Genomic DNA, 20,621 nt, shown 5'->3' with positions numbered 1-20,621 from the left:
GGCTACATCTGCTCCGGCGCGTGCACGCCCAGCAGGCGCAGGCCGTTGCCCAGCACCTGCTTGATACCGGTCACCAGCGCCAGGCGGGCGGCGATCAGCTCGTCGTCTCCGGCATTGAGGAACGGCACGGCGTTGTAATAGGTATGGAAACCGCCGGCCAGTTCGCGCAGGTACTGGGCGATCTGGTGCGGCTCGCAGGCCTGTGCGGCGGCCGCGACCACCTCGGGGAAGCGGTCCAGGCGGTCCAGCAGGTCGTCCTCGTGCGACTCGACGAGGCGTTCGGCGAGACCGTCGGCCTCTGCTGCGGCGGCCCGGTGGCCACGTTCGTCGGCAGTGCGCAGCACACTACTGATGCGCGCGTGGGCGTACTGGATGTAGTACATCGGGTTGTCGTTGGACTGCGACTTGGCCAGGTCGAGGTCGAAGTCCAGGTGCTGGTCGCAGCGGCGCTGCACGTAGAAGAAGCGCGCGGCATCCGAGCCCACCTCGTCGCGCAGCTCGCGCAGGGTGACGAACTGCCCGGAGCGGGTGGACATCGGCAGACGCTCGCCGCCGCGATAGAGGATCGCGAACTGCACCAGCAGCACGTCCAGGCGCTCGGCTTCCAGGCCCAGGGCCTGCAGTGCGGCGCGCACGCGCGGGACGTAGCCGTGGTGGTCGGCGCCCCAGATGTTGATCACGCGGTCGAAGCCGCGCTGGAACTTCTCGCGGTGGTAGGCGATATCGGAGGCGAAATAGGTGTAGTCGCCGTTCTCGCGGCGCACCACCCGGTCCTTGTCGTCACCAAAGTCGCTGGAGCGAAACCACAGCGCGCCGTCCTGCTCATACAGGGCCCCACGCGCCTGCAGGTCCTCCACCGCCGCGTCGATCGCGCCGGAATCGGCCAGGCTGCGTTCCGAGAACCAGCACTGGTATTCCACTCCGAATTCGAGCAGGTCGTCGCGGATATCCTCGAGGATCGCGTTCAGCCCGCCTTCGAAGAACGCGCCCCACAGGGCTTCGCCCAGAAGATCCCGCGCGCGCCCCACCAGGGCGTCGATGTAGACCTCCTTGTCGCCGCCCGTGGGCTCGTCGGGGGGGAGATCGCGGGTGACGTCCGCGGCCGGGAGCACACCGCGCTCACCGATCTGACGGGTCAGGGCATCGGCGACCGGGTAGATGTAATCGCCCTGGTAGCCGTTGGCCGGGAACGGGAGCTCTACGCCGTGACGCTCCAGATAGCGCATCCACACGCTCACCGCGAGGATGTTCATCTGCCGGCCGGCGTCATTAACGTAGTACTCGCGGGTGACGTCGTAGCCGGAGAAATCCAGCAGGTCGGCGACCGTCGCGCCAAACGCCGCCCCGCGGCCATGCCCCACGTGCAGCGGCCCGGTGGGGTTGGCAGAGACGAACTCCACCTGCACCCGACTCCCGCCCCCGGCGTTCGAGCGGCCAAAATCGCCGGCCTGCTCGGCGATCCGGCCCAGCACCTGCGTGCGCGCATCGGCGGCCAGGCGGAAGTTGATGAACCCGGGACCGGCAATCTCGGTGCTGGCCAGCCCGGGGACCTCGGGCAGGGCGGCGGTCAGCGCCTCGGCCAGATCGCGCGGCTTGCTGCGCGCGGGTTTGGCCAGCTGCATCGCGAGGTTGCTGGCGAAGTCGCCGTGCTCGCGGTCGCGCGCGCGGCTGACCTCCACTGACACGCCATGATCGGCCGGTACGCGGCCGTCGGCGACGAGGGTTGCGAGGGCGGTTTCCAGGGCCTGGGTCAGGGTGTCTTTCAAGGGTCGCGGGTCCGTGCTGGCAAAACGCGTATTCTAACCCCTTGGCGTCCGACATGCCGCCCCGCGTGGCGGCGCGAACGGTTTCAGGCGAGGCTGACCGGATCCACGTCCAGGGCGATGCGCAGCTCGCGCGGCAGGTTCATCCCTTCCCACGCCCGGCGCGCCTGATGCAGGGTCGCGTGCAGGGCGCGGCGGTCGCCCGACTGGAGCAGGATCTGTTCGCGGTAGCGGCGGTTCACGCGGTGGCGCGGGGCCGGGGCCGGGCCGAGGACCCGTACCCCGGGGGCGGCCGCCTGGCGCAGTGGCACGGCCAGTTCGCCGGCGCGGGCCTCGGCGGTGGCGGCGTCGGCGGCCTCCACGCGCACCAGGGCCAGATGGCCGAACGGGGGGAAGCCGCTGTCCGCGCGCTCGTCCAGCAGCGGGCGCACCATCGCGGTGTAGTCGTCGGCGTCCAGGCCGCGGATCAGGGGATGTTCCGGGTGTCCGGTCTGCAGCAGCACCCGCCCGCCGCTCTCGCCGCGCCCGGCACGCCCGGCCGCCTGCACGATCAGCTGCAGGGTGTGTTCGGTGGCGCGCAGATCGACCGAATACAGGCCCTGGTCGACGTCCACCACGCCCACCAGTCCCACGCGCGGGAAGTCGTGGCCCTTGGCCAGCATCTGGGTGCCGACCACGATCGCCCCGTCCAGCGAGCGGATGCGTTCCAGCGCCTCCTCCAGCGCGCCCTTGTGGCGGATGCTGTCGCGGTCCAGCCGGATCAGCGGGGTCTGCGGGAAGTGCCGCGCGAGGGCCTGTTCCAGGCGCTGGGTGCCGAGCCCGCGGCGGGCCAGCTCGGCGCCGCAGTCGGGGCAGCGGGCGGGCACCGGTTCGTGGTGCCCGCACAGATGACAGACCGCCCGCGGCTGGCCGGCATGGATGGTCAGGCGGGCGTCGCAGTGGCGGCAGTCGGCGACCCAGCCGCAGTGGTCGCAGGCCAGGGTTCGGGCATAGCCGCGACGGTTGAGCAGCACGAAGCACTGCTGGCCGCCGGCCAGGGTGGCCTGCATGGCGTCCAGCAGCGGCGGCGTCAGGCCTTCGTCCGGGGTGTGGACGCGGGTGTCCACGGTCTCGACGCGGGGCGGGGCGGTGCCATCGGGGCGGGTGCGCAGCGGACAGTGGGTGTAGCGGCCCTGACGCGCGGCCTCCAGGGTCTCCAGGGTGGGGGTGGCCGAACCCAGCACCACCGGGATGCCCTCCACCTGGCCGCGCTTGATCGCGAGGTCGCGGGCGTTGTAGCGAAAGCCGTCCTGCTGCTTGAACGCGGCGTCGTGCTCCTCGTCGACCACGATCAGGCCGGGTTCGGGCAGGGGCGTGAACAGGGCCGAGCGGGTGCCGACCACCACCCGGGCGTCGCCACGCGCGGCGCTGGCCCAGGCCCGCAGGCGCTCGCCTTCGGCCAGCCCGGAATGCAGCAGCGCGACCTGCCCGGGAAAACGTGCCTGGATGCGCGCGGCCAGCTGCGGGGTCAGGGCGATCTCGGGGATCAGCACCAGCACCTGTTCGCCGCGCGCGACCACCCGCTGCGCCATGCGCAGATAGACCTCGGTCTTGCCGGATCCGGTCACCCCTTCCAGCAGCAACGGCCGGGCCTCGCCGGGCGTGAGGGCGTCCACCGCAGCCTGCTGTTCCGGGGTCAGGGGGCGGTCGGCTGCGGCATCGGTATCCGCCGGGTCCGGGGGTGCATCGTCCGGGGTCCGGCATTCCAGCCAGCCGTGTTCGGCCAGGCGCTCCATTTCGCGCGGGGCGGGCCGGCGCCCGAGGATGCCGGAAAGGGTCGGCCGGTCGAGGCGGCCGCCGGGGGCGGCGGCCGGGTCCGCCAGCGTCGCGAGGATGGCGCGCTGGCGTGCTCCCCGGATGGCACCGGCCTGCAGGGCGGCGCGGCCGTCCGCGGTCAGGGCCCACAGGGGTTCCGGAGTCGCTGCCTCGGGCAGCGGGCGACCCCGGCGCAGGGCTGGTGGCAGGGCGCCGAGCACGACCTCGCCGATCGGGTGGTGATAGTAGCGGCTGCCGAAGGCCAGCAGTTCGCGCAGGCTGGGTGGCAGCAGGGGGGTGGGGTCGAGGACTTCGGCGACCGCCCGCAGGCGCGCCGGATCGAACTCGCTGTCGGCCCCGTCCTCCATCACTACGCCGGTCAGGCGCGTGGGTCCGAACGGGACCCGCACCCGCATCCCGGGCACCGCCTCGACGCCGGCCGGCAGACGGTAGTCGAACAGCCGGTCCAGCGGGCGGTCGATCGCGACCCGGACGATGGGCGAGGGGGTGTCGGACATGGGGGCAGTGTACGTGAGGCGGGGCCCCACACGAATCCGTTGCGCGCTTTGGTGGTTGTCCACAGAACCTGTGGATAACTCTGTGGAAGAAAGGGTGGGAAACTTTCTAAACCCTTGTAGTGTCGCGGACGATGACAGATTGGCTACAAAATGCCCAGTCTTTTCGAAAAACACTTAAAAACAGGTAGTTGTGCTATTTATGTAATACGTTTTGCGCGCTGATTTTCGCAAGTGGATATTCTCCGCCTCGCCGGTCCGTCCCCTGCATGCCTTGTGTACAAGTTGCAAGCCCCCGGGGCGTTACAGCCACAAAAAAACCCGGCCACCGGGGCCGGGTCTTCGGGGGTGCGGAGCAGCGGCCCGGGCGGGTCCCCGGGCCGTCTGGACTCAGCCGAGCGCCTTGACGCTGGCGACCAGCTCCGCGGCGACCTTCTGGCCGTCGCCGTACAGCATGCGGTTGTTCTCGGCATAGAACAGGTGGTTCTCGATGCCGGAGAAACCGGACCCCTTGCCGCGCTTGACGCAGATGACGTTGTGCGCCTCGTCGGCGTTGAGGATGGGCATGCCGTAGATCGGCGAATCGGGGTTGGTCCGGGCGACCGGATTCACCACGTCGTTCGCCCCGATCACCATCGCGACATCGGCGGTCTTGAACTCGTCGTTGATCTCGTCGAGGTCGTAGATGATGTCGTAGGGCACGCCGGCTTCGGCCAGCAGCACGTTCATGTGCCCGGGCATGCGGCCGGCCACCGGGTGGATCGCGAACTTCACGTCCACGCCGCGCTTCTGCAGCAGCTCGGTCAGCTCCCATATCTTGTGCTGGGCCTGGGCCACCGCCATGCCGTAGCCGGGCACGATGATCACCTTGCTGGAGTAGGCCATCATGATCCCGGCGTCGTTGGCCTGGATCTCCTTCATCGTGCCTTCGATCTCCTCTTCCGCGGCGGCGGAACCGCCACCGAACTGACTGAAGAGGATGTTCTTCAGCGGCCGGTTCATCGCCTGGGCCATCAGCTGCGTGAGCAGCGAGCCGGCCGCGCCGACCACGATACCGGCGATCATCAGGGCCGGGTTGTCCAGCACGATGCCCTTGAAGCCAACCGCCAGACCGGTCAGGGCGTTGTACAGCGAGATGACCACCGGCATGTCGGCGCCGCCGATCGGCAGGGTCATCAGCACGCCGAAGGCCAGCGAAAGGACGAAGAACGCCAGCAGCGTGCCGCCGCCGATGGTGCCGTCGCCCAGGGCCATCATGAAGCCGAGGATCACCACCAGGGCGATGATCACCAGGTTCAGCAGCTGCTGTCCGGGGAAGTTCAGGGTCTTCTTCATCAGGCCCTGCAGCTTGGCGTAGGCCACCAGCGAGCCGGAGAAGGCTACCGAGCCGATCACCGAGCCGATCACCGCGATGGCGAGGCCGGTGGTGGTGACCGTTTCGGGGGTGGCCTGCAGCAGGTAGATCGCACCGATGCCGGCCGCAGCGCCGCCGCCCATGCCGTTGTACAGCGCGATCATCTGCGGCATGTCGGTCATCTGGACCTTCTTGCCGCTCCACCAGGCCAGCGCGCCACCGATGGCGATACCCAGAACGATCAGGGTGTAGTTCACGCCGCCGGAGATCTCCGGGTGCACGAAGGTGATGAGGGTGGCCAGCAGCATGCCGACACCGGCCCAGATGATGCCGGGCCGGGCGGTGGTCGGCGACGACATCTGCTTGAGGCCGACGATGAACAGCACCGCCGCCACGAAGTAGGCGAGGTTGATGATCAGACTCATGCCTTGTCTCCCTTATCGTCCTTGCTGGACTTGAACATCTCCAGCATGCGTTCGGTGACCACGTAGCCGCCGGCCGCGTTACCGGCGGCCAGGATCACGGCGATAAAGCCGATCGCCTGCTCCAGCGGCGTCTGGGCGTGGCCCAGTGCGACCATGGTCCCGACCAGGACGATGCCGTGGACGAAGTTGGAACCGGACATCAGCGGGGTATGCAGGATGACCGGCACCTTGGAGATCACCTCGTAGCCGGTGAAGGCCGCGAGCATGAAGATATACAGCGCTACGAAACCTGAGATCTCGATCATGAGGAAGCTCCCTGGATGGCATCACGGGTGGCGGCGTGCACGATCTCGCCGTCACGCGTGAGCACGCTCTGGGCGATGACCTCGTCTTCCCAGTCGGGCTGGAATTCGCCCTCGGGAAGCATCGGGGTCAGGAAGTTCAGCAGGTTCTTGGCATACATCTCCGAAGCATGCAGCGGAACCTGCGACGGCACGTTCAGCGGGCCGTGGATGATCACGCCATGCTGGGTAATGGTCTCGCCGGGCTGCGTCAGCACGCAGTTGCCACCGCCCTCCGAGGCCAGGTCGACGATAACCGCGCCGGATTTCATGCCCTTGACCATGTCTTCGGGCACCAGCTTCGGTGACTCGCGACCCGGGATCGCCGCGGTGGTGATCAGCACGTCGGCCTGCGCGATGAATTCGCCCAGTGCTTCCTGCTGCTGCTTCTTTTCCTCGGCGGTCAGCTCGCGCGCGTAACCGCCTTCGCCCTCGGCCGATACGCCCAGGTCGAGGAACTTCGCGCCCAGCGATTCCACCTGCTCCTTGGTCGCCGAGCGCACGTCATAGGCCTCGACGATCGCGCCCAGGCGCTTGGCCGTGGCGATCGCCTGCAGGCCGGCCACGCCGGCGCCGATCACGATCACCTTGGCGGGCCGGATGGTGCCGGCCGCGGTGGTCAGCATCGGGAAGAAGCGGCAGGCGAGATCGGCCCCCTGGATGGCGCCCTTGTAGCCGACCACGGCCGCCTGCGAGGACAGGGCGTCCATGCTCTGCGCGCGCGAGATGCGCGGGATCAGCTCCATCGCGAAGCTCTGGATGCGCCGCTCCTGCATGGCCCGGACGACCTCGGGATGACGGTGGGCGTGGAACAGCCCCACCAGCGTCGAGCCTTCCGGCAGCCGGTTGACCTCTTCGACCGTGGGCGGCGCCACGCGGACCATGATGTCCGACTGTGAATAGGCGGCCTCGGTGTCCAGCAGGGTGGCGCCCTCGTAGGCCGAATCGGGGAAACCGGCGGCTTCGCCGGCGCCCTTCTCGACCTGAACGCTCACGCCCAGCTGGCCGAATTTGCCGGTGACCAGCGGATCCAGTGCGACACGGCGTTCGCCGCTGGCACTCTCCTTGGGTACGGTAAGTCTGATTGCCATGCGCTTTCTCCCCGGGCCGTGCGTTCCCGCAATCCCCCCGGAAGACCCCGGAATATGCGAAGGGAGGCACGGCCGCGCTCGCGGGTGGTGGAAAACCGGATGACGCGGGGCCGACAGCGCCCCGCGGCGAAAATCAAGCTCGCGAGTGTAGCGGAATCGCCGTCCCGCATAAACAGGAGCGGAGAATCAGCGGGATCCGCCAGCGTTCATGCGGATGACGTTGTATTGCGTCGCGACGCCGTTTATTGTGCAGAAACGTGCCGAGGAAGCACCGGTTTGCTCACGGGGCGGGCCGCGCCAAACCCGTGATTCGCGTGGGGAAACCCGTGTTTCCTTGAGGGTGGGCGAGGTCATGTTGGCGACCGAGCATCAGGTCCTGCGCACGGATGCCTCCGGGATGCCGCTGGAGTGGATCGGCCTGGAACAGGCCGTGCGGCTTTATTACTGCGAGCAGGTGGCCTACGCCTGCGGGCGGCCGCTTTATCCCATGCGCGGCGGTATCAACGCGCGTTCGGGGCGCCAGTCGGCGGTGGAGGTCAATTCCATCATCGCCACCCACGGCACCCGTGCCCGCCAGGGCGATCACTACGTCCCCCCTCTCAACAATCCCACGCTTTTCCGGCGCGACGCTCATCTGTGCCTGTACTGCGGGCGGCGGCTCCCGGCCCGCGAGCTGTCCCGTGACCATGTGACCCCGGTCAGCCAGCAGGGCCGGGATGTGTGGAAGAACGTGGTCACTGCCTGCAAGCGCTGCAACAACCACAAGGCCGGGCGCACACCGGAACAGGCCGGCATGCAGCTGCTGGCGATCCCGTTCACCCCCACGCACGCCGAGTACATCTATCTCAAGGGTCGTCGGGTGCTGGCCGACCAGATGGAATTCCTGCAGGCCCACTTTCCCCGCAGCAGTCCGTTGCGGGGGCGCCTCGATCATTACGACGCGCTATCCTGATGCCGTCCGGCTGAACCTTTGCGGCGGCCGGTACTCCCACGGATCGCCGGATTCAGCCAGCAAGGAGCCACATGAAGTACTTCGGAGAGTCGGATTATCGTCATGGTCAGGCACGCGATGCCGGCGTGCTGCTTACCAACCTGGGCACGCCCGACGCGCCGACCCCGGCCGCGCTGCGACGCTATCTCAAGCAGTTCCTGTGGGATCCGCGGGTGGTCGAGGTGCCGCGACCGATCTGGTGGCTTATCCTCAACGGCATCATCCTGAACGTGCGCCCGCGGCGCAGCGCGGCGAAATACGCCACCGTGTGGACCGACGAGGGGTCGCCGCTGCTGGCCATCGGTCGGCGCCAGGTGGCCGGCGTGCGGGCGCGCCTGGAGAAGGCGACCGGCGAGGAGGTCCCGGTGGCGCTGGGCATGCGCTACGGCAACCCGTCGATCGAGGAGGGGCTGGACGAACTGCGGCGTCAGGGCGTGCGTCGGGTGGTGGTGCTGCCGCTGTATCCGCAGTATTCCGGCTCGACCACGGGCTCGACCTTCGACGCGGTAGCGGAGGTGCTGAAGGGCTGGCGCTGGGTACCGGATCTGCAGTTCGTGGCCAGTTATGACGCCGAGGAAGGTTACATCCGTGCGCTGGCGAACAGCGTCCGCGAGCACTGGCAGGAGCACGGTCAGCCCGAACGGCTGGTGATGTCCTTCCACGGTGTGCCCAAACGCTATCTGCTCAATGGCGACCCCTATCACTGCCTGTGCCATGCCACCGGGCACAAGCTGGCGCAGGCCCTGGGGCTCGAGGACGACCAGTGGCAGGTCACCTTCCAGTCGCGCTTCGGCCGCGAGGAGTGGCTGCAGCCGTACACCGACAAGACCATGGAGGCGCTCCCGGGGCAGGGCGTGCGTTCGGTGGACGTGATCTGCCCCGGTTTCTCCGCCGACTGCCTGGAGACCCTGGAGGAGATCGCCGACGAGAACCGCGAGATTTTTCTCGAGGCCGGCGGCGAGCGCTTCCACTACATCCCCGCGCTCAACGATCGCGACGACCATCTGCAGTTTCTGGCCGACCTCGCCGGACGGCATCTGGCGCCGTGGCTGGGGGATCCGGACAATGCCCCGGAACAGCGGGCGGCGGCCCGCGAGCGTGCCCTGGCACTGGGTGCGGAGAACTGAACGGGCCGGCCGGTGGCCGGGCAGAGGGGAGAAGCGGGCGGCATGGAGCCCCATGACGGACAGACCATCGAGATTGGCGCGGTCATCATCGGCGACGAGATCCTCAGCGGGAAGCGGCGCGACCGCCACCAGGCCAACCTCACCGCCGCGCTGGCGGAGAAGGGCCTGGAACTCGCCTGGCTGCGCATCGTCGGGGATGACCCCGCGCGCCTGACGCGGACCTTCCGCGAGACCGCGGACACCGGGGCCGAGGTGTTCAGCTTCGGCGGCATCGGCGCGACCCCGGATGACCGCACCCGGGCCTGCCTGGCCGAGGCCCTCGGACTGTCATTGCGGCCCCATCCCGAATTCATCGAACTGCTGGAGCGGCGCTTCGGCGACGAGGCGCGGCCGCATCGCGTGCGCATGGCCGACCTGCCGCAAGGGGCCGAGCTGATCCCCAACCCGGTCAATGGCATCCCGGGCTTCTCCTGCGCCCGCCACCACTGCGTACCGGGCTTCCCGGACATGGCCGAGCCGATGGCCCGCTGGGTGCTCGATCGGCGCTTCCCCGGGCGGGATGCCTCGGCCGGGGCGGTGGAAGAAGGGCTGACCCTGGAAGGCGTGACCGAGAGCCGGCTGGTCCCGCTGCTGGAGGCGATGGAGACCGATTTTCCCGACCTGCGCATCTCCTGCCTGCCGCGCATGCGGGATGGTGCCCCGCAGGTCGAACTGGGCCTGCGCGGCCCCGCCGCCCGGGTCACCGAGGCCCGGGCGGCCCTGCGCCAGCGCCTGATCGAGGGCGGTTTTCTCGTTGCCGGGCGCTCAGACGCGTGATCCGCTTCCGGTTGTGCGGGACCGGGGGTATATTGCCTCGGTAGTGCGCCGCATCCCCGCCGTGCACCCGCAAGAGAAAGCTCCCTTCCATGCATTATCAAACGGCTGATGCGCACGCATCGCAGTTCCTTCCGCCCGCGACCGCGGTATCGCCATCCATGTTCGTGCCGGGCTACCGGGGTCCCCGTACCACTGTGGCCAGTGAGTCTGTGCCTGTTGGTGACTGGCTGGACCGGCTCGCGCGTGACGAACGGGTGGTCTGGCCCGGGTTCATCGACGACGGGCTGGCCGATGCCCTGCGCCGGGAGGTCTACGCGCTGCGCAACGGGCGTCACCTGCGCTCGGCTCGCGTGGGGCGCGGGCAGGAGCGGCGTCATGATCCCGCCGAGCGGGGCGACCGGATCCGCTGGCTGGACGGCGCGACGCCGGCACAGCAGGCGCTGCTGCAGCGGCTGGAGGAGATCCGGCGGCAGCTGGCCCGCGACCTGATCCCGGGACTGTTCGAGACCGAGGCCCATTTCGCCCTGTATCCGCCCGGGACCGGCTATGCCCGCCACGTGGATGCGTTTCGCGCGGGTAATCGCCGCCGCCTGTCGCTGGTGCTGTATCTCAACCGTCACTGGCGCGGGCGCGACGGCGGCGAGCTGGCCTTTTATGCCCCCGATGGTCGCGAGCTGGAACGTGTGCAGCCGGAGGCCGGGACGGCGGCGCTGTTCCTGAGCCAGACCGTGCCGCATGCGGTACTGCCCACCCGCCGCTGGCGTGCCAGCATCGCCTGCTGGATGCGCCTGCGCGACAGCGCCAGCCCGCTGGACAGTCTCGCCCGCTTCTGAGACCTTGGCCGTGCCCGGCCACCGGCCGGATTGGACCCGGGAGTCGATCAGGAGCGGGCGTGGAGGCAAGCGAGGAACTGCAGCCAGGGATGGTGGTGCTGCACGGCAACCGTCTGGAGTCGCTGCGCTCGCTGGTGGTCGAGTGGGTGCGGCGGGCGCCGCCGGCGCCGCTGGAGAACGAGACCGTGCTGGTGCAGAGCAACGGCATGGCGCAGTGGCTGCGGCACGCGCTGGCGGCCGATCCGGACGCGGACCCGCCCGGCTGCGGGATCGCCGCGGCGCTGGACATGCAGCTCCCCTCGCGCTTCATCTGGTCGGCCTATCGCGCGGTGCTGGGCGCGGAGGCGGTGCCGCTGGAATCCCCGTTCGCCAAGCGCCCGCTGCTTTGGCGGCTGATGCGCCTGCTGCCGGTGCTGCTGCAGCGCCCGGCCTTTGCCCCGCTGGCCGAATTCCTGCGTGACGACGGCCCGGAAGCGGGCGGCGACCTGCGCAAGCGTTACCAGCTGGCCGAGCGCCTGGCCGATCTGTTCGACCAGTATCAGGTGTACCGTGCCGACTGGCTGGCGGACTGGGCCGACGGCCGTGACGTGCTGCGCGGCGCGCGCGGCCAGGAGCCCGAACTGGCCCCGGAGCAGCGCTGGCAGGCCGAGCTGTGGCGGGCCCTGCTGGACGACGTGGGCGACGAACAGGCAGGGGTCAGCCGCTCCGCGGTGCACGAGCGCTACATGCGGGCGGTGGCGGATCTCGAGCAGCGCCCCGCCGGGGTGCCGCGGCGGCTGATCGTGTTCGGCATCTCCTCCATGCCGGGGCAGATCCTGGAGGCGCTGGAGGGGCTGGCGGGCGTGTGTCAGATCCTGGTCTGCGTGCACAACCCCTGCGAGCACTACTGGGCCGACATCGTGGCCGACCGCGACCTGCTGCGCGCCCGCCGCCGGCGTCAGGCGCGGCGCCCGGACATGCCCGAGGTGCTGGACGAGACCACGCTGCACAGTCACGCCCATCCACTGCTGGCCGCCTGGGGGCGCCAGGGGCGCGACTACATCGCCCTGCTCGACGAGCACGATGACCCGGCGCGCCGTCGCCACGTGCTGGAGGGGCTGGACTGGGAGCGCATCGACTTCTTCGAGCCGCACGGCGAGGCCTGCCTGCTGCACCAGCTGCAGGAGGACATCCGTGCGCTGCGCCCGCTCGGCGAGACTCGCGAGACCTGGCCGCCGGTGGATCCGGCGGATGCCTCGGTACGCTTCCATGTCGCGCACAGCCCGCTGCGCGAGGTGGAGATCCTGCATGATCGCCTGCTGGCGCTGTTCGACGCCGACCCCGAGCTGCGCCCGCGCGACGTGATCGTGATGGTGCCGGACATCAACGTGTATGCCCCGTACATCGACGCGGTGTTCGGCCAGCGCGGGCCCGACGAGCCGGGGCACATCCCCTACACCCTGGCCGACCAGGGGCCGCGCGGGCGCGACCCGGTGCTGATCGCGCTGGAGCGCCTGCTGGCCCTGCCCGAGAGCCGCATGGGCGTGAGCGAGGTGCTCGACCTGCTGGACGTGCCCGCGGTGCGGCGGCGCTTCGGCCTGGGCGAGGACGATCTGGCGGCCCTGCACCGCTGGGCCGAGGCCTCCGGCGTGCGCTGGGGACTGGATGCCCGCCAGCGTGCCGGCCTGGGCCTGCCCGGGGGGCTGGAGCAGAACACCTGGCGCTTCGGCCTGCGGCGCATGCTGCTGGGCTATGCGGTGGGCGACGGCGAGGCCTGGCAGGCGATCGAACCGTTTGCCGAGAGCGGCGGACTGGCGGCCACGCTGCTGGGGCCGCTGGACCACCTGATCGAGGCGCTCTCGCAGGCCTGGGAGGCCCTGCGCCGCGCGCAGAGCCCGGAGGACTGGGCCGCCTGTCTGCACGGCCTGTTGCAGGACTTCTTCCAGGGCGACGACGAGGACGAGCTGCTGAGCCTGCGGCATCTGGAGGATGCCCTGGAGCAGTGGCGCGAGGACTGTGAGGCCGCCGGCCTGACCGAGGCCCTGCCGCTGACCGCGGTGCGCGAGCAGTGGCTGGCGAGCCAGGAGGAGGCCGGGGTAGGGCAGCGCTTCCTCGCCGGGGCGGTGAACTTTGGCACCCTGATGCCGATGCGCGCGATCCCGTTCCGGGCGGTCTGCCTGCTGGGGATGAACGACGGCGACTACCCCCGGCGCCCGACGCCGGTCGACTTCGACCTGATGACCCGCGACTACCGCCCCGGCGACCGCTCGCGGCGCGAAGACGACCGCTACCTGTTCCTCGAGGCCCTGCTGTCCGCCCGCGACCATCTGCATGTCAGCTGGGTGGGGCGCAGCGTGCGCGACAACGAACCGCGTCCGCCGTCGGTGCTGGTGGCCCAGCTGCGCGATCATCTGGCGGCCGGCTGGCAGCCCGCGGGCGAGACGCCCCTGCTGGAGCAGCTGACCATCGAACACCCGCTGCAGCCCTTCGCGCCGGTCAACTTCCCCGCGGAGGATCCGGATCCGGTGTCCGCGCCGGCGCGGCATTTCACCTATTCCGCCGAATGGGAGGCGGTGCACGCCGCCCCGGCGGCGGGCGCGGCGCCAGCGGACGCGCCGACGGAGGACGAGACCCTGCCACCTCCCGCACCGGAGGCGGAGGACGCCGTGCTCGGGCCGGAGACTCTGGTGCGGCTGCTGAAGGACCCGGTCGAGGTGTTCTTCGCCCGGCGCCTGGGCGTGCATTTCGACGAGGACCCGGGCGCGACCGAGGACCTGGAGCCGTTCGGCGTGGCGGGGCTGGAGGGCTGGCAGCTGCGCCAGCGGCTGGTGGCCACGGCCCTGGAGGACGGCGAGATCGGGGCGGACGAGGACGCGCAGGCCTGGCTGCAGCGGCGTCGCCCGACCCTGGAGGCGGAATCCCGTCGCCTGCTGCGCGCCGGGCACCTGCCACTGGGGGCGGCCGGCGAGCTGCAGCGCACGGAACTGATCGGGGACGCCGAGCGACTGCTGGAGCGCATCGCCGAACCTTTGCAGGCCTTCCCGCGGCGGGCCCCGGCGCTGCCGGCGGTGCGCGTGGCGGCGGTCGGCTGGCAGCTGGAGGCCCTGCCGGCCGCGCTGCGGATCCCGCCGGAGGGCGCTCCGCAGGAGGCGGCCCTGCAGCTGGAATCCACGGTCAGCCGGCTGAAGGACAAGAAGGCCTGGCGCATCGACAAGCTGGTCGGCACCTGGGTGCGTCACCTGGTCGCCTGCGCCGCGCGCGCCGATGTCGAGACCCGACTGGTGGGCCTGGATACCGAGTGCCGTTTCGTGGCCCTCGACCGGGCCACCGCCCGCGCGCATCTGGAGACCCTGCTGGAAGGCTGGGCCGCCGCGCTGGAACGCCCGCTGCCGCTGGCGGCCGCGGCGGCCGGGGCCTGGCTGCGGGCCGAGGATGAAGACCGGGATGCGCACGCGGCCGCGCTGCGCGTGCTGGAAGGGGACGGCTACCACGAGGCCGGCGAACTGGCCCGGCGCCCGGCGCTGGCGCGGGCCTGGCCGGATCCGCAGGCCTTGCTGGCGGACCCGGCGATGGCGCACTGGAGCACGCGCCTGTATCGCCCGCTGTTCGACAGTCTGAACACCGGGGAGGAGACGGCATGACCCACGCGCCCGGGACGGACACCCGTGAGGACGTGCGCGAGCTGGATCCGCTGGCGCTGCCCCTGCACGGCTCGCGGCTGATCGAGGCCAGCGCCGGTACCGGCAAGACCTACACCATCGCCGCGCTGTACCTGCGTCTGGTGCTGGGACACGGCCCGCTGCCCGAGGGCTGCGGGGCGCTGACGCCGCCGCAGATCCTGGTGATGACCTTCACCGAGGCGGCGACCCAGGAACTGCGCGAGCGCATCCGCGACGGCCTGGCCACCGCCGCGCGGGTGTTCCGTGCCGAGGACCCGGAGCAGGTCGCCGGCGCCGAACCCGTCCACCTCGATCTGCGCGCCCGGTGGCCGGACCCGGACGAACGCGCGGGCGCGGCGCGGCGCCTGGAGGTGGCCGCCGAGTGGATGGACGAATCCGCGGTATCCACCATCCACTCCTGGTGCCAGCGGGTGCTGCGCGAACACGCCTTCGCCTCCGGCAGCCCGTTCCGTCAGGAGCTGGCGGCCGACCAGCGCGAACTGCTGGCCGAGGCGGCGCGGGACTTCTGGCGCAGTTTCATGTATCCGCAGAGCGTCGATGCCCTGCTTTTTCTGCGCGGGGCCTGGGGTGCCAGCCCCGAGGCCTTGCTGGGCAAGGTGCGCGCGCTGCTGGGGCGGGTGGAACCGCTGCCGCCGGCCACCGAGGCGCTGACCACCCCGGACGGGCTGAACGCCTGGCTGGGCGATCGCCTGCAGCGGCTGGCCGCGATGAAGCAGCGCTGGAACGAGGACCGCGAGGCCGTGGAGGCGCAGTTCCGCCAGCTGCATCGTGACGTGCTCAACGGAAACAAATACCAGAAGCCCGACCAGCTGCTGGAGGCGATGCGCGAATGGGCGGATACCCCGGGGCTGCTGCAGCCGCGTATCGGCGGCAGCACTCCGTTGCTGGAGCGCATGAGCGCGGCCGGCATGGCGCAGGAGGGGTTTCGCAAGAAGGGCCAGTCCCTGCCCGCCGACCTGCATCCGGCGTTCATCGCGCTGAACGACCACGCCGAGGTCTGTGCCGACGAGAGCGAGCGCCTGCTCAAGGCCGCGGCGGCCGCGATCGACCGGCGCTTTCGCCGTGCCCAGCAGCAGCGCGCGCAGATCGGCTTCAACGACCTGCTCACCCGCCTGCGCGACGCCCTGTACGGTCCCGACGGCGAGGCCCTGGCGCGTACCCTGCGCGAGCGCTTCCCGGTGGCCCTGATCGACGAGTTCCAGGACACCGATCCGGACCAGTACCGGATCTTCGACAAGGTGTACCGCATCGAGGAGAACCCGGACGTCACCGGGCTGCTGCTGATCGGGGACCCCAAGCAGGCGATCTACCGCTTCCGCGGGGCCGACATCCACAGCTACCTGCGTGCCCGCCACGCCACCGCCGGGCGGCATTACACCCTGCCGAAGAATTTCCGCTCGGTGGAATCCCTGGTGGCCGGCGTCAACCACCTGTTCGCTCGTGCCGAGGCCTGGCCCGACGGCGCGTTCGGTTTCGGGGGCGGGGAGCTGCCGTTTCATCCGGTCACCGCCCGCGGCCGCTCCGAGACCCTGACGGAACACGGCACCGCGCTGTCCGCGCTGACCCTGTGGCAGGCCGGCGGCGACGAACCGGTGGGCATCCGCGACTGGCGGGCGAGTGCCGCGGCGGCCTGCGCCAGCCGCATGGTGGAGCTGCTGAACGGCGGCGAGGATGGTCACACCGGCTTCGTCGAGGGCGGGGACGCGGGCGAGGCCCGCTTCCGCCGCCTGCGCCCGCGCGACATGGCCGTGCTGGTGCGTGATCGCAAGGAGGCCGCCGAGATCGAACGCGCGCTGCGCGAGCGGGGCGTGCGCAGCGTGTACCTCTCGGGCGGGGATTCGGTCTACACCACGGCCGAGGCCGGGGATCTACTGCGCTGGCTGCGTGCCTGTGCCGAGCCCACCAGCGAGCGGCTGCTGCGCGCGGCCCTGGCGACGCCGACCCTGGGACTGCCGCTGGCGGAACTGCACCGGCTGACCTTGGACGAGCTGCGCTGGGAGGCGCGGGTGGAGCAGTTCCGCGCCTATCGCCGGCTGTGGCAGGCGCGCGGGGTGCTGCCGATGCTGCGCGCCCTGTTGCACGATTTCGACGTGCCGCGCGCCCTGCTCGCGGACGAGGGCGGCGAGCGCGCGCTGACCAACCTGCTGCACCTGAGCGAGCTGCTGCAGGAGGCGGACGCCGAGCTGGACGGCGAGCAGGCGCTGATCCGCCACCTGGCCGAGCATCGCGATGCGGATTTCGCGCCCGGCGACGAGCAGATCCTGCGCCTGGAGAGCGACGAGGACCTGGTCAAGGTGGTCACCCTGCACAAGTCCAAGGGCCTGGAGTACCCGCTGGTGTTCCTGCCGTTCGTCTGCGGTTTCCGCGAGGTGACCAGCAAGGACGTACCGTTCCTGGACCGCTCGCCGGGTGCGACCCCGCAGTGGCGATTTCACATGGACGACGCGGCGAAGGAACGCCAGCAGCGCGAGCAGCGCGCCGAGGACCTGCGTCTGCTGTACGTGGGCATGACCCGCGCCCGCCACGCCTGCTGGATGGCGATCGCGCCCGTGCGCCACGGCAACCGCAAGGATAGCGATCTGCACCGCACGGCCGTCGGCTACCTGCTGTTCGGTCCGGAGGGGGTGGAGCCGCCGGCACTGGCCACGCGCATGGAGGAACTGCGCGACGACGAAGGCCATGTGCGGGTGGAGCCGCTGCCGCCGCCGGCGGCCGAACGCTGCCGCGCGGGCGAGGCCGCGCCGGTCACCGGGCCCGCGCGGGTCCCGCGACGCCGGGTGCGCGAGCCCTGGTGGGTGGCCAGTTACAGCGCCATCGTACGGCGCGAGGAGCCGGGGGCGGACGACAGTGCCGCGCCCGCCGATGCCGGCCCCGCTGCGCCGGATACCGCCGAGGAGGACATCCTGCGCGAGGATGCCGGTGGGCGTGACCTCGACGCGGACAGCGATGGTGAGTCCGGGACGGTGACCACGGCCCCGGCCGGCGGGCACCACGATTTCCCGCACGGCCCGGAGCCCGGCACCTTCCTGCACGGCCTGCTGGAGTGGGCCGGCGAACAGGGCTTTGCGCGGGTGGCCGGCGATCGCGCGCGTCTGCATGCCGAGGTCGTGCGGCGCTGTGGTGCCCGCGGCTGGGACGACTGGGTGCCGGTGCTGGAGGGCTGGATGCACGACCTGCTGGCGGCCGAGTTCCCGCTGGACGGCACCGGGGGGTTCTCGCTGGCGGGGCTGGATCGCTATCAGGCCGAGCTCGAGTTCCTGTTCGAGACCCGCTGGGTGCACAGCGACACCCTGGATGCGGCGGTGCGCCGTGATGTCCTGCCCGGGGAGGCGCGCCCGCCGGCCGGGCGCAAGTGGATCAACGGGATGCTCAAGGGCTTCGTCGATCTGGTGTTCCGGCACGGGGAGCGTTATTACGTGGCCGACTACAAGTCCAACCGCCTGGGTGCCGGGCCGGAGGCCTACACCACGGCGCAGCTGAACGCGGCGGTGCTGGATCACCGCTACGACCTGCAGCTGGTGCTCTACACCCTGGCGCTGCACCGTCTGCTGAAGGCCCGCCTGCCCGGCTACGACTTCGACGCGCACATGGGCGGCGGGGTCTATCTGTTCCTGCGCGGGGTGGATGCGCCGGGGCGGGGCGTGTTCCATCAGCGCCCGCCGCGCGAGCTGATCGAGTGGCTGGACCGCGCCTTCGCCGAAGGTCCGGATCGCCCGGCGGTGCGCTCCACGGAGGCCGGGGCATGAGCGCGCCCGCCGCGGCGCGGCCGGACGCCGCCGGCGTGCTCGCGCGGCTGGCCGAATGGGAACAGGCCGGCTGGCTGCGCGGCGTGGACCGCGCGCTGGTGCGCCTGCTGCACGAGGAACTCCCGGAGCTGGATCCGCTGGCCCTGCTGCTGGCGGCGCTGGCCAGCCATCAGGCCGGGCGCGGGCATGTGTGTCTCGATCTGGACGCGCTGCTGGAGGCCCCCGACCGCACCCTGGCGCTGCCGCCCGAGGGCGAGGCGGCCACCGCGGTGCTGCCCTCCGAGGCCCTGCGCGGAACCACCCGGGCGGAACTGGAACAGGCGCTGGCGGACGCGCGGCTGTGCGCCGACGACGCGCCGGGCGCCAGCCCGCTGGTGCGTGCCCGGGGGCAGCTCTATCTGCGCCGCTACTGGGAGGCCGAGCGCCGGGTGGGCGAGGCGGTGCGCGCGCGGCTGGAGGACGCACCCGCCTGGCGCGAGGCCCTGGATCCCGCCCGCACCCGGCAATGGCTGGACCGGCTGTTTCCCGCCGCGCCACCGGGGGGCGGTCCGGACTGGCAGCGCATCGCCTGTGCCCTGGCCGCCGGCAGCGGCTTCGGCGTGATCACCGGCGGTCCCGGTACCGGCAAGACCACCACCGTGCTGCGCCTGCTGGCGCTGCTGCAGGGCCTGCAGGGCGACGACGAGGCTTTGCGCATCCGTCTGGCCGCGCCCACCGGCAAGGCCGCCGCGCGGCTCAATGCCTCGGTGGGCGGGGCGCTGGACCGCCTGAACCTCGAGGCCCTGCCCGACGGCGAGCGCCTGCGCAGCCACATCCCCGCCGGGGTGGTGACCCTGCACCGGCTGCTGGGGGCGCGCCCCGGGGCGCGCGGCTTCCGCCATGATGCGGCGAACCCGCTGCCGGTGGACGTGCTGGTGGTGGACGAGGCGTCGATGATCGATCTGGAACTGATGGCCGCGCTGGTGGAGGCGGTGCCGCGTCACGCGCGCCTGATCCTGCTGGGCGATCGCGACCAGCTGGCCTCGGTGGAGGCCGGCGCGGTGATGGGCGAACTCTGTGCCCGCGCAGCCGACGGGCATTACACCCCGGAGACCGTGGCCTGGCTGAAGGCACATGCCGGCGCGGAGATCCCCGCCGCGCTGCAGGACGGCGCCGGCCGGGCGCTGGACCAGCACGTGGTGATGCTGCGCCACAGCCATCGCTTCGATGCCGAGAGCGGCATCGGCCAGCTGGCCACCGCGGTCAACGAGGGCCGGGCCGGGGAGGTGCGCCTGCCCACGCCCGATGGCGCGGTGGATCGGCTGACCCTGGAGGCCGGCGACGGGCGTGGCTGGCTGGCGCGGGTGCTGGACGGCGACCCGCAGCGCGAGGCCGCCGGCTATCGCCATTACCTCGAGGCCCTCGCGCGGCTGCGGCCGGCCGGCGGGGCCGCGCGCGGTGCATGGGAGGACTGGGCGCGCGAGGTGCTGCAGGCGCACGGACATTTCCAGCTGCTGTGCGCGGTGCGTCGCGGCCCCCGGGGGCTGGAGCAGCTGAACCGCCGCATCGCGGCGGCCCTGCGGGAGCGGGGCCTGCTGGCGGGCGAGGGCACATGGGTCGAGGGGCGGCCGGTGATCGTCACCCGCAACGACTACGCCCTGGGCCTGATCAACGGCGACATCGGCATCGCGCTGGCCGTGCCGCGCTGGCTGGCCGCGGGCGCGGACGGGCCGCAGGACGACGAAGCCTCCTCCGGGTCGGAGTCGCGGGTGCTGCGGGTCGCCTTCCTCGCCACCGACGGTCGGGTGCGCTGGATCCCGCCCAACCGCCTGGAGGGCGTGGAGTCCGCCTTCGCCCTGACCGTGCACAAGGCGCAGGGCTCCGAGTTCGACCACGTGGCCCTGATCCTGCCGGACACCGACAGCCCGATTCTGACCCGCGAGCTGGTCTACACCGCCATCACCCGCGCCAGCCGCCGCTTCACCCTGCTGGAACCCCGCCCCGGCCGCCTCGAAACGGCCGCCGGCCGCCGCATCCGCCGCGGCGGCGGCCTGCACCGCTGGCTCGAGGCGCCGGGCATCCCCGCCGGGTGAAGCTGTCCGCACATCGCCCGGGTATCGGGGTTGATAACCCCTCGGCGGGCGCGGCCGCCGTGGAAATCTCCCGGGGTGTCTCGTACCCTCCGGG

General features: G+C 71.2%; 12 protein-coding genes. 7 read left to right on the top strand and 5 right to left on the bottom strand.

Annotation, left to right across the window (positions count from 1 at the left end; genetic code table 11):
• Nucleotides 1-2: 2 nt before the first annotated feature.
• From argS to D571_RS0106515, 5 genes are all read right to left on the bottom strand, one after another.
• Nucleotides 3-1,766 (bottom strand): arginine--tRNA ligase, encoded by a 1,764-nt coding sequence (gene argS, locus D571_RS0106535; RefSeq protein WP_018935873.1) that lies wholly within the window; start codon nucleotides 1,764-1,766, stop codon nucleotides 3-5.
• 83 nt (nucleotides 1,767-1,849) lie between these two features.
• Nucleotides 1,850-4,075, bottom strand: a complete 2,226-nt coding sequence (locus D571_RS0106530; protein WP_018935872.1) for a primosomal protein N' — start codon at nucleotides 4,073-4,075, stop codon at nucleotides 1,850-1,852.
• 387 nt (nucleotides 4,076-4,462) lie between these two features.
• Nucleotides 4,463-5,851 (bottom strand): NAD(P)(+) transhydrogenase (Re/Si-specific) subunit beta, encoded by a 1,389-nt coding sequence (locus D571_RS0106525; protein ID WP_018935871.1) that lies wholly within the window; start codon nucleotides 5,849-5,851, stop codon nucleotides 4,463-4,465.
• Complete coding sequence (locus D571_RS0106520; protein ID WP_018935870.1) at nucleotides 5,848-6,156, bottom strand: NAD(P) transhydrogenase subunit alpha; 309 nt, start codon at nucleotides 6,154-6,156, stop codon at nucleotides 5,848-5,850. The genes D571_RS0106525 and D571_RS0106520 overlap by 4 nt, the downstream gene beginning before the upstream one ends.
• Complete coding sequence (locus tag D571_RS0106515; RefSeq protein WP_018935869.1) at nucleotides 6,153-7,283, bottom strand: Re/Si-specific NAD(P)(+) transhydrogenase subunit alpha; 1,131 nt, start codon at nucleotides 7,281-7,283, stop codon at nucleotides 6,153-6,155. Before D571_RS0106515 ends, D571_RS0106520 begins: the two co-directional genes overlap by 4 nt.
• Before the next feature lie 352 nt (nucleotides 7,284-7,635).
• On the opposite strand from D571_RS0106515, the gene D571_RS0106510 reads away from it, so the two are divergent.
• The 7 genes from D571_RS0106510 (at nucleotide 7,636) to recD (ending at nucleotide 20,527) form a co-directional block, all read left to right on the top strand.
• The gene (locus D571_RS0106510) at nucleotides 7,636-8,235 is read left to right on the top strand and encodes an HNH endonuclease (RefSeq protein ID WP_026287650.1); all 600 of its coding nucleotides are present in this window, start codon (nucleotides 7,636-7,638) and stop codon (nucleotides 8,233-8,235) included.
• 71 nt (nucleotides 8,236-8,306) lie between these two features.
• Nucleotides 8,307-9,401: a ferrochelatase gene (gene hemH / locus D571_RS0106505; RefSeq protein WP_018935867.1), complete on the top strand. Its 1,095-nt coding sequence runs from the start codon at nucleotides 8,307-8,309 to the stop codon at nucleotides 9,399-9,401.
• A 42-nt stretch (nucleotides 9,402-9,443) separates the two neighbouring features.
• Nucleotides 9,444-10,217, top strand: a complete 774-nt coding sequence (locus tag D571_RS0106500) for a molybdopterin-binding protein (RefSeq protein WP_018935866.1) — start codon at nucleotides 9,444-9,446, stop codon at nucleotides 10,215-10,217.
• A 209-nt stretch (nucleotides 10,218-10,426) separates the two neighbouring features.
• Entirely contained in the window at nucleotides 10,427-11,050 is a 624-nt protein-coding gene (locus D571_RS0106495; protein ID WP_018935865.1) for a 2OG-Fe(II) oxygenase, read from the top strand.
• Nucleotides 11,051-11,109: 59 nt separating this feature from the next.
• Nucleotides 11,110-14,670, top strand: coding sequence for an exodeoxyribonuclease V subunit gamma (gene recC, locus D571_RS0106490; RefSeq protein ID WP_018935864.1), 3,561 nt, complete (start codon nucleotides 11,110-11,112; stop codon nucleotides 14,668-14,670).
• Complete coding sequence (gene recB / locus D571_RS0106485) at nucleotides 14,667-18,455, top strand: exodeoxyribonuclease V subunit beta (protein ID WP_018935863.1); 3,789 nt, start codon at nucleotides 14,667-14,669, stop codon at nucleotides 18,453-18,455. Before recC ends, recB begins: the two co-directional genes overlap by 4 nt.
• A complete protein-coding gene (recD, locus tag D571_RS0106480) occupies nucleotides 18,452-20,527 on the top strand; it encodes an exodeoxyribonuclease V subunit alpha (RefSeq protein ID WP_018935862.1) in 2,076 nt (691 codons plus the stop codon). Before recB ends, recD begins: the two co-directional genes overlap by 4 nt.
• Nucleotides 20,528-20,621: the final 94 nt, after the last annotated feature.

This window comes from Thioalkalivibrio sp. ALJ24 (assembly GCF_000377785.1).
In the GTDB taxonomy this organism is placed as follows: domain Bacteria; phylum Pseudomonadota; class Gammaproteobacteria; order Ectothiorhodospirales; family Ectothiorhodospiraceae; genus Thioalkalivibrio.
The sequence above is the reverse complement of the archived record's forward strand: the minus strand, read 5'-3'. Positions and strand labels throughout refer to the sequence as shown.

Excerpts from the sequence above, each read along its gene's own strand:
- D571_RS0106530 (WP_018935872.1), bottom strand. The coding sequence starts at position 4,075 with ATGTCCGACACCCCCTCGCCCATCGTCCGGGTCGCGATCGACCGCCCG.
- D571_RS0106525 (WP_018935871.1), bottom strand. The coding sequence starts at position 5,851 with ATGAGTCTGATCATCAACCTCGCCTACTTCGTGGCGGCGGTGCTGTTC.
- D571_RS0106520 (WP_018935870.1), bottom strand. The coding sequence starts at position 6,156 with ATGATCGAGATCTCAGGTTTCGTAGCGCTGTATATCTTCATGCTCGCG.
- D571_RS0106515 (WP_018935869.1), bottom strand. The coding sequence starts at position 7,283 with ATGGCAATCAGACTTACCGTACCCAAGGAGAGTGCCAGCGGCGAACGC.
- D571_RS0106510 (WP_026287650.1), top strand. The coding sequence starts at position 7,636 with ATGTTGGCGACCGAGCATCAGGTCCTGCGCACGGATGCCTCCGGGATG.
- hemH (WP_018935867.1), top strand. The coding sequence starts at position 8,307 with ATGAAGTACTTCGGAGAGTCGGATTATCGTCATGGTCAGGCACGCGAT.
- D571_RS0106500 (WP_018935866.1), top strand. The coding sequence starts at position 9,444 with ATGGAGCCCCATGACGGACAGACCATCGAGATTGGCGCGGTCATCATC.
- recB (WP_018935863.1), top strand. The coding sequence starts at position 14,667 with ATGACCCACGCGCCCGGGACGGACACCCGTGAGGACGTGCGCGAGCTG.
- recD (WP_018935862.1), top strand. The coding sequence starts at position 18,452 with ATGAGCGCGCCCGCCGCGGCGCGGCCGGACGCCGCCGGCGTGCTCGCG.